Annotated in this window: 8 protein-coding genes, 17 tRNA genes, 1 rRNA gene and 1 pseudogene; 6 read left to right on the top strand and 21 right to left on the bottom strand. The window is 44.7% G+C overall.

Going from position 1 to position 12,457, the window contains the following annotated elements:
* The first annotated feature begins 119 nt into the window (after positions 1 to 119).
* Positions 120 to 1,328 carry a CynX/NimT family MFS transporter gene (locus QH639_RS24260; protein WP_131522379.1) on the top strand — a complete coding sequence of 403 codons (1,209 nt, stop codon included), beginning with the start codon at positions 120 to 122 and terminating at the stop codon, positions 1,326 to 1,328.
* A 67-nt stretch (positions 1,329 to 1,395) separates the two neighbouring features.
* On the opposite strand, the gene QH639_RS24255 is transcribed toward QH639_RS24260, so the two are convergent.
* The 20 genes from QH639_RS24255 to rrf form a co-directional block, all read right to left on the bottom strand.
* Entirely contained in the window at positions 1,396 to 1,926 is a 531-nt protein-coding gene (locus tag QH639_RS24255) for a hypothetical protein (RefSeq protein WP_131522378.1), read from the bottom strand.
* Positions 1,927 to 1,977: 51 nt separating this feature from the next.
* Entirely contained in the window at positions 1,978 to 3,024 is a 1,047-nt protein-coding gene (locus QH639_RS24250) for a nitric oxide synthase oxygenase (protein ID WP_281115367.1), read from the bottom strand.
* Positions 3,025 to 3,593: 569 nt separating this feature from the next.
* Positions 3,594 to 3,665, bottom strand: a tRNA-Glu gene (locus QH639_RS24245).
* Between the two features lies 1 nt (position 3,666).
* Positions 3,667 to 3,743 (bottom strand) — tRNA-Asn (locus QH639_RS24240).
* 7 nt (positions 3,744 to 3,750) lie between these two features.
* Positions 3,751 to 3,824 (bottom strand) — tRNA-Ile (locus tag QH639_RS24235).
* A gap of 4 nt (positions 3,825 to 3,828) precedes the next feature.
* A tRNA-Gly gene (locus tag QH639_RS24230) sits at positions 3,829 to 3,902 on the bottom strand.
* Between the two features lie 5 nt (positions 3,903 to 3,907).
* Positions 3,908 to 3,983: transfer RNA gene (locus QH639_RS24225), tRNA-Phe, on the bottom strand.
* Between the two features lie 6 nt (positions 3,984 to 3,989).
* A tRNA-Ser gene (locus QH639_RS24220) sits at positions 3,990 to 4,082 on the bottom strand.
* 13 nt (positions 4,083 to 4,095) lie between these two features.
* Positions 4,096 to 4,171 (bottom strand) — tRNA-Ala (locus QH639_RS24215).
* A gap of 15 nt (positions 4,172 to 4,186) precedes the next feature.
* Positions 4,187 to 4,263: transfer RNA gene (locus QH639_RS24210), tRNA-Pro, on the bottom strand.
* Positions 4,264 to 4,278: 15 nt separating this feature from the next.
* Positions 4,279 to 4,355: transfer RNA gene (locus tag QH639_RS24205), tRNA-Arg, on the bottom strand.
* An 18-nt stretch (positions 4,356 to 4,373) separates the two neighbouring features.
* Positions 4,374 to 4,446 (bottom strand) — tRNA-Lys (locus tag QH639_RS24200).
* A gap of 13 nt (positions 4,447 to 4,459) precedes the next feature.
* Positions 4,460 to 4,534: transfer RNA gene (locus tag QH639_RS24195), tRNA-Gln, on the bottom strand.
* Positions 4,535 to 4,543: 9 nt separating this feature from the next.
* Positions 4,544 to 4,619, bottom strand: a tRNA-His gene (locus QH639_RS24190).
* 48 nt (positions 4,620 to 4,667) lie between these two features.
* Positions 4,668 to 4,741, bottom strand: a tRNA-Trp gene (locus tag QH639_RS24185).
* A gap of 4 nt (positions 4,742 to 4,745) precedes the next feature.
* Positions 4,746 to 4,829, bottom strand: a tRNA-Tyr gene (locus QH639_RS24180).
* Positions 4,830 to 4,836: 7 nt separating this feature from the next.
* Positions 4,837 to 4,912: transfer RNA gene (locus QH639_RS24175), tRNA-Thr, on the bottom strand.
* An 8-nt stretch (positions 4,913 to 4,920) separates the two neighbouring features.
* A tRNA-Asp gene (locus QH639_RS24170) sits at positions 4,921 to 4,996 on the bottom strand.
* 4 nt (positions 4,997 to 5,000) lie between these two features.
* Positions 5,001 to 5,076: transfer RNA gene (locus tag QH639_RS24165), tRNA-Val, on the bottom strand.
* 11 nt (positions 5,077 to 5,087) lie between these two features.
* Positions 5,088 to 5,203 (bottom strand): 5S ribosomal RNA (rrf, locus tag QH639_RS24160).
* A gap of 190 nt (positions 5,204 to 5,393) precedes the next feature.
* On the opposite strand from rrf, the gene QH639_RS24155 reads away from it, so the two are divergent.
* The 3 genes from QH639_RS24155 (at position 5,394) to QH639_RS24145 (ending at position 9,115) form a co-directional block, all read left to right on the top strand.
* Complete coding sequence (locus QH639_RS24155) at positions 5,394 to 6,254, top strand: hypothetical protein (RefSeq protein ID WP_281115366.1); 861 nt, start codon at positions 5,394 to 5,396, stop codon at positions 6,252 to 6,254.
* Positions 6,255 to 7,367: 1,113 nt separating this feature from the next.
* On the top strand, positions 7,368 to 8,669 hold the full coding sequence (locus tag QH639_RS24150; RefSeq protein WP_040100833.1) for an AAA family ATPase: 1,302 nt from the start codon (positions 7,368 to 7,370) through the stop codon (positions 8,667 to 8,669).
* 8 nt (positions 8,670 to 8,677) lie between these two features.
* Positions 8,678 to 9,115, top strand: a complete 438-nt coding sequence (locus tag QH639_RS24145) for a hypothetical protein (RefSeq protein ID WP_000335230.1) — start codon at positions 8,678 to 8,680, stop codon at positions 9,113 to 9,115.
* 103 nt (positions 9,116 to 9,218) lie between these two features.
* Here the strand turns inward: QH639_RS24145 and QH639_RS24140 are convergent, their stop codons facing one another.
* Positions 9,219 to 10,238 (bottom strand): phage portal protein, encoded by a 1,020-nt coding sequence (locus QH639_RS24140; RefSeq protein WP_281115365.1) that lies wholly within the window; start codon positions 10,236 to 10,238, stop codon positions 9,219 to 9,221.
* 15 nt (positions 10,239 to 10,253) lie between these two features.
* Here QH639_RS24140 and QH639_RS24135 point away from each other — a divergent pair, with 15 nt between their 5' ends.
* Together QH639_RS24135 and QH639_RS24130 are read left to right on the top strand one after the other, a co-directional pair.
* Positions 10,254 to 12,269: a phage tail tip domain-containing protein gene (locus QH639_RS24135; protein ID WP_281115364.1), complete on the top strand. Its 2,016-nt coding sequence runs from the start codon at positions 10,254 to 10,256 to the stop codon at positions 12,267 to 12,269.
* Positions 12,270 to 12,285: 16 nt separating this feature from the next.
* Positions 12,286 to 12,450: pseudogene (locus QH639_RS24130) on the top strand (prophage tail fiber N-terminal domain-containing protein); the annotation flags it as partial.
* Positions 12,451 to 12,457: the final 7 nt, after the last annotated feature.

Below are 12,457 nucleotides of genomic sequence, written 5' to 3'. Positions count from 1 at the left end.
AGACATTTCAATACAACCATAAATGTTCTGTATTTTATGAATCTTCTACTATTTTTAATAGTGTGATAAAGTGTTATAGTAGTTCAATTAGAATGATTATTATTAGGGGGGATTTTATTTTGACTACAAATGATCATTCCACTAGTTTTCCAAGTAAAAAAATTAGCTGGAAAGGAACAACCTTACTTTTAGTCTTTGGAGTTATCTTTATAGCCTCTACATTACGAATGCCACTAACTGTTGTTGGCCCAATTATATCCTTTATCCGTGAAGATCTTGGAATATCTAATGTATTGGCAGGCTTTCTAACAACGATACCATTGCTGGCTTTTGCTGTTATATCTCCATTTGCACCAGTTGTAGCACGCAAACTAGGGCTTGAGCTAACATTATTTTTATCAACTTTTCTCTTGGCCTTAGGAATTGTCCTACGTTCACTTGGTACTACAGAATTACTTCTATTGGGTACTGTGTTAATTGGCGTAGCCATTTCTTTTGGAAATGTACTAATTCCAGGATTATTGAAATTGAAATTTCCCTATCATGTGGGTTTATTAATGGCCTTTTTCACCATGTCCATGAATTTTACTGCAGGCCTTGGTGCTGGTATTAGCTATCCGATAGCTAATTCATGGTTAGGCTGGCAAGGTGCACTTTCCATTGCACTCATACTCGTTCTCATTACAATCTTAATTTGGATACCTCAACTAAAGTCAAATAAACCGGAACCAGTTACTACATCTAAAAAGACCAGTACACCTTTATGGAAATCACCTGTTACTTGGGCTGTCACAGGGGCAATGGGTTTACAATCTTTATTATTCTACACAACAGCAGCTTGGATACCTGAGATCTATATTGCTCAAGGTTTAGCCCCTGATAAAGCTGGCTGGATGTTTTCAATCATGCAATTCTCACAAGTACCAATGGCCTTAGCAGTGCCTATTATTGCCGGTAAAATGACTTCTCAACGCCCACTTGTATTGATGTTTACATCCTTCTATTTAGTAGGCTTTGTTGGGGTTGTCATGGAATGGACAAGTCTTGGGGTACTGTGGATGGTTCTTCTAGGGTTAGCAGGTGGTTCTTCATTTGCCCTAGCAATGATGTTCTTCACTCTCCGTACTCGTACTGCATTTGAAGCAGCAGATTTATCAGGCTTTGCACAATCTTTGGGTTATTTATTTGCCGCAATTGGTCCTATTCTTTTTGGCTACTTGCATGATTTATTTGGCGGCTGGAATATTGCGGGATGGCTCTTTGTCGTTGTAGCAATGTTACTCTTCTTTTGCTCAATGAGAGCCTCTAAGGATGAATATGTGCATTAAAATTAAATAAAGCAGGTGGATTAGATTCCTCCATCTGCTCTATTTCTATATAGTGTTTACACATTACTTAATTGTCGGGTTGCTGGAGTAATGTTAGCAATTCAGCAAGGCATTCTGATGCTTCATTATTACGAGCTGTTATAGTAGAAAAAATAGGAACAGCCTCTTGTAAAAGCCTATAACTATAATAGTAATAGCCTACAAAAGCTTGCTCCTCATAGCCCTTTGGCGTTTCTTTCTCCCACTCCTGTTCATCATTATCCTCATTTTCTATCCACAAATAGTTGACGTCTAATAGCTCCTGCATATTTTTAACAGTATTGACTGGCTCGAGATAATCCTTGGTAATAGCATGTGCCACAGCTAAATATAACTGTACCTCTTGTAAGGAGACAACCTCTAATTTTTTACTAGTAAGCTTTTTTAGCAGGACAAGCAAAACCCATGGTGTCACCTGCCACAGTGTACCTTGATGTTCAATTAATTCAGCTAGTTGTGTGTATTGCTCCTGTTCTATCAGCTTAGGAATGGCTGTACCTCTACCATAAGGTGTCGTCAATTGTCTCCATGGGATATTGGGAATTTGCTGATTTAACATAGTAAGCGCCCTCTCTCATCAAAAGTATTGAAAGTAAACAATTCCTTTACACTAATAGCATGGTTTTTGATAAAAATAATTTGGTGTATGATAAATATTTACATAGGGTTTATGGAATATATGAGTTGTGGCAGGGGAAAGAGGTGGGATTAACCATGTCCAGTTGCCTGTCACTTCTCTTCCTGTTGATTTTTCTGCCTCCTCAAACAATTTAAACTGCTGAGCTGCTGTATGATGATCAACAATGCTCACACCTTCTTCTTTAAATGAATGAAGAACAGCAATATTAAGTTCTACTAAAGCACGATCACGCCAAAGAGACGCTTGCTTGGTTGTATCAAGATTAAAAATGTCTGCAATGGCAGGTAACATATTATAACGATCATGATCTGCTAAATTTCGTGCACCAATCTCTGTTCCCATATACCAGCCGTTAAATGGAGCTGCTTGAAAATCAATTCCAGCCATTTGAAAACGCATACTCGAAATAATGGGTACAGCATACCACTTCATTCCTAATTTCTCCACATCGATTGACTCTGGATGGCGGATTGAGACCTCTACTATATTTTCTTCAGGAATTACAAACATTTGAGGAGCACGATTATCCACCTGTATAACGAGTGGTAGTACATCAAAATCAGTTCCTTTACCTCTCCATCCTAACGACTCACACACTTTTGTAAATTTAATGGACTGTGAATCTCCAATAATGCCTGCATCTGTTTCATAGCCTGCATAACGAATTAGTTGATGATTCCAAATCCGTACTCTATCGGAAGCAAACACTGTTATAGTTGGACGGATTTTCCCATGATTTGTCGCATAATCAATATGTTCTAGTAATTTATGAAAAATAGCCTTTTCATCTAAAACATCACGTGCATCTACCACATGCAGTGACTGCCAAAACAGACGTCCAATACACTTATTGCTATTTCGCCATGCCACCCGTGCACCAAAAACTAGCTCCTCTGTTGTTGGGTGATATTCACCTGCATCCTTAACTGCCTGTAATCTATTCTTTAACCAAAGTTCTGATTCATTTTGTTCTGTCTGATATAGATTTAAAAATTGCTGTATCTCCTGTATATTCATATCGATTCCTCCACTTATCCTCATATTAGAGGAACAAAACAACAAGCACCATGAAAATAGTAATCGAAAAAACATACATATTTTATATATGAAATAGTTTGTTCAAATTTACTCTATAGACTCTTTTTCGTAAGAGAATGTAAGGGAGAAAGATTTTAATTATTATAAAAAGGCTACAGTAGTCATGTAGCCTTTTTCAGGGGATTGCAGAACAAAGAAATCAACAGAATTTTTATAAATGATGGAAAGACTAATCGCTCTGAGCTACTTACTTGCTGCTAGTACTTCGCTTTCGCATAGAGCAGAACCAGTTTCACTAATTCTCTGGGCAGGATTGCGCCTGTATCGCTATACTAGAGAAGTCAAGCGCCTTCACAAAAATGTTGACCATGAAGTGTACGTGGTAAGTAAAGCGGTTTATTGGAAGCCCATAGAAAGATGCTAGGGGAATGAAATTTAGTCCCTCACCTTGCCAATAGGTCTTTTTCTGCTATTGCATTATCTTTTATCGATTAACAAAAAGGAGAATAGAAAAAAGCATGTAACACACATCTGTGCTACATGCTTGATGACCCGTACGGGATTCGAACCCGTGTTACCGCCGTGAAAGGGCGGTGTCTTAACCACTTGACCAACGGGCCGTGGCTCCGAAGGCAGGACTCGAACCTGCGACAACCTGATTAACAGTCAGGTGCTACTACCAACTGAGCTACTTCGGAATAATGATGGGCCTAAATGGACTCGAACCATCGACCTCACGCTTATCAGGCGTGCGCTCTAACCAGCTGAGCTATAGGCCCATTTTGGAGCGGGTGATGAGAATCGAACTCACGACATCAGCTTGGAAGGCTGAGGTTTTACCATTAAACTACACCCGCAATAATGGTGGGTCAGGACGGAATCGAACCGCCGACACTTAGAGCTTCAATCTAATGCTCTACCAACTGAGCTACTGACCCGAAAAATGGAGGAGGTAGAGGGATTCGAACCCCCGCGCGGTGTTACCCGCCTGTCGGTTTTCAAGACCGATCCCTTCAGCCAGACTTGGGTATACCTCCAAAAATATTACAATGGTGGAGCCTAGCGGGATCGAACCGCTGACCTCCTGCGTGCAAGGCAGGCGCTCTCCCAGCTGAGCTAAGGCCCCATTTAACATGAAAGATGGTCGGAATGACAGGATTCGAACCTACGACCCCTTGGTCCCAAACCAAGTGCTCTACCAAGCTGAGCTACATTCCGTAAACATGATTTTATTGGCGCGCCCGACAGGAGTCGAACCCATAACCTTCTGATCCGTAGTCAGACGCTCTATCCAATTGAGCTACGGGCGCATGTTAATTAAAAAATGATGAGCCATGAAGGACTCGAACCTTCGACCCTCTGATTAAAAGTCAGATGCTCTACCAACTGAGCTAATGGCTCGTGAAATTAAAAATGGCTGGGGTACTAGGATTCGAACCTAGGCATGACGGAATCAAAATCCGTTGCCTTACCGCTTGGCTATACCCCAATTTTAAAATGGGGCGACTGATGGGAATCGAACCCACGAATGTCGGAACCACAATCCGATGCGTTAACCACTTCGCCACAATCGCCACTATATAGATTATATTAGCTGTATTATGAACGAGTACCTCAATACCTGGCAGGGGCAGTAGGAATCGAACCCACACCAAAGGTTTTGGAGACCTCTATTCTACCGTTGAACTATGCCCCTAAAATGGTGGAGGGGGACGGATTCGAACCGCCGAACCCTAAGGAGCGGATTTACAGTCCGCCGCGTTTAGCCACTTCGCTACCCCTCCAAGGGAATGGTGCCGGCGATAGGAGTCGAACCCACGACCTACTGATTACAAGTCAGTTGCTCTACCAACTGAGCTACACCGGCAATAATAATGGCGGTCCCGACCGGGATCGAACCGGCGATCTCCTGCGTGACAGGCAGGCATGTTAACCGCTACACCACGGGACCAAAATGGTGGAGGATGACGGGCTCGAACCGCCGACCCCCTGCTTGTAAGGCAGGTGCTCTCCCAGCTGAGCTAATCCTCCACAAAAAATAAGCGAAGCGACGTCCTACTCTCACAGGGGGAAGCCCCCAACTACCATCGGCGCTAAAGAGCTTAACTTCCGTGTTCGGTATGGGAACGGGTGTGACCTCTTTGCCATCATCACTTCACTTATTCAGCTGAAAGACTTGTTCTTTCAAAACTAGATAAACGATACATTGAATGCTTCAAACGTTTTTGGTTAAGTCCTCGATCGATTAGTATTCGTCAGCTCCATGTGTCACCACACTTCCACCTCGAACCTATCTACCTCATCGTCTTTGAGGGATCTTACTTACTTGCGTAATGGGAAATCTCATCTTGAGGGCGCTGAAAGACACAGCTGCGGCTGTTACCGCATGGGCGTCAACGTGGCGCATTCCGCAATTTAAAACGGTTGGTCTGCCGACAATGGGGGCTTACCGTGAATTACGCAAATTGCCTCGCGGCGTCAGCATTGCTGATGAGTTTGACGAGCGCGTCGAGGCTGCACGCGCCGCCGCAGACAGTGGTGATTTTGCGTTGTATATCAGCGCGCAGGGTGGGGCAAATGTTCCGCGCGATTGTCAGACTGTCAGAGTCGCCCGTAGCCCGTCGGATGACGTTAACGAGTACGAGGAAGAAGTCGAGAGAGTGGTCGGCATTTACGCACCGCATCTCGGCGCGCGTCATATTCATATCACCAGAACCACGGATTGGCGCATTGTGCCGAAAGTTCCGGTCGTTGAGCCTTTGACTTTAAAAAGCGGCATCGCCGCGCCTCGGAGTCCTGTCAATAACTGTGGAAAGCTCACCGGTGGTGATACTTCGTTACCGGCTCCCACACCTTCTGAACACGCCGCAGCAGTGCTTAATCTGGTTGATGACGGTGTTATCGAATGGAACGACACGGAGGTCGTGAGGGCGCTCAGGGGGGCATTAAAACACGACCTGAGAACACCAAATCGTCAGCAAAGAAACGGAAGCCCGTTAAAACCACATGAAATTGCACCATCGGCCAGACTGACCCGGTCGGAAAGAATGCAAATTACCCGTATCCGCGTTGACCTTGCTCAGAACGGTATCAGGCCGCAGCGATGGGAGCTTGAGGCGCTGGCGCGTGGCGCGACCGTAAATTATTACGGGAAATCTTTCAATTATCAGGTCGCTGATGAGTGGCCTGGATTTTTGTTACCCATTTGAGTAAAAATGCAGCGTGATTTTATATGCCTTTGAATGGATTATGCGAAGCGCCTCTAAGGCAGATGAGGAGCAATAGCATGCTGAAGTAGAAGGCTAAATTGTATTGAATCGCTAGCATGTAATTTAAGGCAGCTATTTGATTCGAGTCATAAAAGAGCATCTATTTCGGCTAATAAAACCATTGCGAGTGACCTTTTGTCGAAGCATAATTCATCTCGAGCGAAGTCTTGCTAGTCTTTCATCGGAATGATGACAGGCGCAAAAAAACCACCCTGGCAGGTGGTTTTTTTGTTTGAAGCATACTAAAGAATAATACTTACATGGATATTACTGACGTTTACTGACAAACCACTTGGACTACCATATGGATAGCCAAAGAGGGCCAGAACGAGAATGCAGTAATAGCACTTCTTCATATTTCCTCCTGTAAGCAGAGGGCAATTTCCGCCGATATATGCGCTTCTGAGGCGGAGTTACTATTTAGCGAAGTCTTGCCCTGAAATAATGCTCTGTTTAAACGCAAAGTGATCTGGCATATCACCGAACAGAGAGCCTGAACAACACAACATATAGTATGTCGTTGTTTCTGGTTGCATTTTATGTTGTGTAATACTGGTTTTGCATCAAGGATGTTTGAGCTTTTTTTGATATAGCTCAAAGTAAAAAGCAGGGACTACGGATGATAAGGTATTGAAAGCAATGTAAATTTTTTAAAGTTATTGGTGGCTAAAAAATGCACGGTTTCAATATGGCGGACTTAAATAAGCAATTAAAAAAGTCATAAATATCACTAAAATCATGGTGTTACGTTTTTTTTGTGGGAGCTGCGGTGACGCTTAAGTTGATTTGTCATTAAATAAGCCGTGCATGCAACAAGTGAATGTTTTTGCATGCGTCGGGGATGCCCGTTCCAGCTGCTCGCGGTCAGAGCTGGTGCGGATCCATAGTATCTATGCAACTGCATTAAAACCGCCACATGAAGCGGGCGGGCGAGGCGGGGAAAGCACCGCGCGTAAGATAAACAGAAGAGCGAAGGATTATGGTTGAGTATTTGTGTTTTTGTACATATGATAAAAAGGTGTTTACGCTTAAAAACACATCAAAGGAGATGATATGGAAAATATAAAGATTGATAAGTTTCTCACTATTCAAAAAGTTGATATTCCTCTTAAGAAAGTGAATATATTTATTGGGCCTCAGGCACAGGGGAAAAGTGTCATTGCAAAGCTAATAAAATATTTTAAAGATTATCCTATGGATATACTACGAGCTTCAACAGAGGGTAAAACTAAAAGAGATATATTGAAGGAGCAAAAGAATAAGTTTAGTAAAATTTTCCCTCAGCAGTATTGGGCTGATGATGAGTTTTTTATTGAGTATAGTAATAAGCACTATTGGGTGCGGATTACTAATCGAAAAAATAGCAAAGGGTCATTGAAAATAGACCTTTCTGAGAATTTAACGAAGACGATTGCTAAACTTCGTTTGATTGTACGAAAGGATTTAGATGAAAATATTGAGAATTCACTTGCAGAAAGCGTTACGAGAAGACGTAAACGCGGAATTGAACATGAATTGCGAGTATGTCTTTCTCTAGGATTGTTTTCAGAACCAGAAACAAAGCTTGAAAGTGTTTTTTATATCCCCGCAGGGCGCTCTTTTTTTGCTAATTTGCAAAAAAATGTGTTTTCATTTTTATCCAGTAGTATAGAAATTGACTACTTTTTGACAGAGTTTGGTTCTCTGTATGAACAAACAAAAAAATTATTTAACCAAGATTACATGATTAGGATGCTTAGGGGGGCTGTGCCTCAACATGTTAATAAACTTGTGGAGGAGTTGATTTGCGGAAAATATATAACAGAAAAGGGTGAGGATTTTATTCGTCATGCTGCTAAGAACACGAATCTTAACAACTCGAGCTCAGGGCAGCAAGAAGCGTTACCAATGGCTTTAATGTTATCCTCATGGCCGTATTTACAGTCTGTGACTAGTAAGAGTTTTATTATTGAGGAGCCGGAGGCTCATCTGTTTCCTTCTGCCCAAGCAAAAGTTGTATCTTTAATAGCCTCAGCGTATAACCAAGCAGAAAGCTATTGTAGCTATACAATAACAACACATAGTCCATATATTCTAAGTGCCTTCAATAATTTGATTCAAGCAGGTAATGCATTAAAGTGTATTAAGGGCAAGAATAATACCGATATCGAACGCTTATATAAGCTTGTTCCAGAGTCTCAAATTATTGATTTTGATGATGTGACAGCTTATATGGTTAATGCTGGGAAAGTGACGGAAATACTGGATTCCGAACTAAATATATTAGATGCGAATGAAATAGATAGGATTTCCTCTATTTTTTCAGAGACTTTTGATGCATTGATTGATATCGAATATTCGGCTACTGTGAATTAGGTGATTGAATGTGTAAAAATTGCAAAGGAAAAACAAAAAATAAAATCATTGTGCTATCTGATAAAGGAACGTCAACGCAATTGTCAGTCACAAATGATAATGAGTTGGAAGTTGAGCATAAGTTAATAGATGGTTGCGCTATTGTTGTTGGAGAGCGGTGTGATCATTATTTGAAGATTTATAACAATCAGGATGTTTCACATCTTTTTGTTGAACTTAAAGGAAGTGATGTTGAAAAAGCTGTTAAACAGATAGTGACAACTTTAAAGTCAGGTGTGATTAATGTAGGTGCTAAAGAAAAAAAACATGGTGCTATTGTTAGCACTAGGAATCCGCTAAACTCAACAGAAACCAATAGGTTAAAGAAGAAAATTCTTTTGAGTGACGGAGTGAATTTGCATTTCTATAAAATGAAGGCGCAGCAAAAAATAACTTCTTTTACATGAAGTGTTCTCTTGTACAGGCATGCATTTGCATGCCTGTCGTGTAATCTTTTACACTATATTTGTGTTGGTTCTAATCTTGTTATGTGTTTGTTTCGGTGATGGGTCATAATGAATAAGTTCGAAAGCGAAATACATCTTCGCCAACCCAACAGTTAATTTCTTTACATCGCTCTTGGAGGAACGTTAGCTCGTTGCGTACAAAGACTTGTGCTGCTTTTGTTACATCTCCAAATCCTCCTGTGTTGTTGGGCATCATTCCTATCATTTGGGGAGGCACGCGATGAGCACTCATTAGATCTTCAGCACTTGCTTTTTTGATATTAAAAAAATCGTCCTTCGTTGCCACTTCACTGAGCGGGATAATTTTAATGCCGTCGGCTTTCCCCTGTGGGGCATAGAGAAACAGATTTTTAAAGTTATTGCGGCCTTTCGACTTAACCATATTTTCGCGAAGCATTTCGATATCGTTGCGATCCTGCACGGCATCGGTGACGTACATGATGTATCCGGCATGAGCGCCGTTTTCGTAATACTTGCGGCGGAACAGCGTGGCCGACTCATTCAGCCAGGCAGAGTTAAGGGCGCTGAGATATTCCGGCAGGCCGTACAGCTCCTGATTGATATCCGGCTCCAGCAGGTGAAACACGGAGCCGGGCGCGAAGGCTGTCGGCTCGTTGAAGGACGGCACCCACCAGTAAACATCCTCCTCCACGCCACGGCGGGTATATTTTGCCGGTGAGGTTTCCAGTCTGATGACCTTACCGGTGGTGCTGTAACGCTTTTCCAGAAACGCATTACCGAACACCAGAAAATCCAGCACAAAGCGGCTGAAATCCTGCTGGGACAGCCACGGGTGCGGGATAAACGTTGAAGCCAGAATATTACGTTTGACGTAAATCGGTGAACTGTGATGCACGGCAGCACGCAGGCTTTTTGCCAGACCGGTAAAGCTGACCGGCGGCTCATACCATCTGCCGTTACTGATGCACTCGACATAATCCAGAATGTCACGGCGGTCGAGTACCGGCACCGGCTCACCAAAGGTGAATGCCTCCATTTTCGGGGCGCTGGCGGTGATTGTTTTTGCCGCAGGTTGCGGTGTTTTCCCTTTTTTCTTGCTCATCAGTAAAACTCCAGAATGGTGGATGTCAGCGGGGTGCTGATACCGGCGGTGAGTGGCTCATTTAACAGGGCGTGCATGGTCGCCCAGGCGAGGTCGGCTATCAGCACCGGTGGTCGCGTGCTGGCGGTGAACAGCCAGACCCGGACGCTGACGCTCGACCGTGAAATCACGCTGCCATCCTCCGGTACCACGCTGATAAGCCTGGTTGACGGAAGTGGTAATCCGGTCAGCGTGGAGGTTCAGTCCGTCACCGACGGACTTAAGGTGAAAGTGAACCGGGTTCCTGACGGCGTTGCAGAATACAGTGTGTGGGGGCTGAAGTTGCCGACGTTGCGTCAGCGCCTGTTCCGCTGTGTGAGTATCCGTGAGAACGATGACGGCACGTATGCCATCACTGCCGTGCAGCATGTACCGGAAAAAGAGGCCATCGTGGATAACGGGGCGCACTTTGACGGCGACCAGAGCGGCACGGTGAATGGTGTCACGCCGCCAGCAGTGCAGCATCTGACCGCCGAAGTCACTGCAGACAGCGGGGAATATCAGGTGCTGGCGCGATGGGACACGCCGAAGGTGGTGAAGGGCGTGAGCTTCCTGCTTCGCCTGACCGTGGCAGCGGATGACGGCAGTGAGCGGCTGGTCAGCACGGCCCGGACGGCGGAAACCACATACCGCTTCACGCAACTGGCGCTGGGACGGTACACGCTGACAGTCCGGGCGGTAAATGCGTGGGGACAGCAGGGCGATCCGGCGTCGGTATCGTTCAGGATTGCCGCACCGGTAGCACCGTCGCGGATTGAGCTGACGCCGGGCTATTTTCAGATAACTGCCACGCCGCATCTTGCGGTTTATGATCCGACGGTACAGTTTGAGTTCTGGTTCTCGGAAACGCGGATTACCGATATCAGGCAGGTTGAAACCACAGCCCGCTACCTTGGCGCGGGGCTGTACTGGATAGCCGCCAGTATCAATATCAAACCGGGCCATGATTATTATTTTTACGTTCGCAGTGTGAACACCGTTGGCAAATCGGCATTCGTGGAGGCTGTCGGTCGGGCGAGCGATGATGCGGAAGGTTACCTGGATTTTTTCAAAGGCCAGATAACCGAATCCCATCTTGGCAAGGAGCTGCTGGAAAAAGTCGAGCTGACGGAGGATAACGCCAGCAAACTGGAGGAGTTTTCGAAAGAGTGGAAAGACGCCAACGATAAATGGAATGCCATGTGGGGCGTCAAAATTGAGCAGACCGAAGACGGCAGGCATTATGTCGCGGGGCTTGGCCTCAGCATGGAGGATACAGAGGAAGGCAAACTGAGCCAGTTCCTGGTTGCCGCTAACCGTATCGCGTTTATTGATCCGTCTAATGGCAACACAAGACCAATGTTTGTTGGTCAGGGCGATCAGATATTCATGAACGACGTGTTCCTGAAACGCCTGACGGCTCCGACCATTACCAGCGGCGGTAATCCTCCGGCATTTTCCCTGACACCGGATGGGCGGCTGACGGCGAAAAATGCCGATATCAGCGGTAACGTGAATGCGAACTCCGGGACGCTCAACAACGTCACGATTAACGAGAACTGTCGGGTTCTGGGAAAACTGTCCGCCAACCAGATTGAAGGCGATCTCGTTAAAACAGTGGGCAAAGCTTTCCCCCGGGACTCCCGTGCACCGGAACGGTGGCCATCAGGGACCATTACCGTCAGGGTTTATGACGATCAGCCGTTTGACCGGCAGATTGTTATTCCGGCGGTGGCATTCAGCGGCGCTAAACATGAGAGAGAGCATACTGATATTTACTCCTCATGCCGTCTGATAGTGCGGAAAAACGGTGCTGAAATTTATAACCGTACCGCGCTGGATAATACGCTGATTTACAGTGGCGTTATTGATATGCCTGCCGGTCACGGTCACATGACGCTGGAGTTTTCGGTGTCAGCATGGCTGGTAAATGACTGGTATCCCACAGCAAGTATCAGCGATTTGCTGGTTCTGGTAATGAAGAAATCCACTGCGGGTATCACGATTAGCTGAATTTTATAATCCATGTATGGGGGTCAGAAATGGCACCTTTTTTATTAGTGGAGTGAATATGGCAGTAAAGATTTCAGGTGTACTGAAAGACGGCACAGGAAAACCGGTACAGAACTGCACAATCCAGCTGAAAGCAAAACGTAACAGCACCACGGTGGTGGTGAACACGCTGGCCTCAGAAAATCCGG

It is taken from the genome of Lysinibacillus sp. 1 U-2021 (genome assembly GCF_029916965.1).
In the GTDB taxonomy this organism is placed as follows: Bacteria; Bacillota; Bacilli; order Bacillales_A; family Planococcaceae; genus Lysinibacillus; species Lysinibacillus capsici.
The sequence above is the reverse complement of the archived record's forward strand: the minus strand, read 5'-3'. Positions and strand labels throughout refer to the sequence as shown.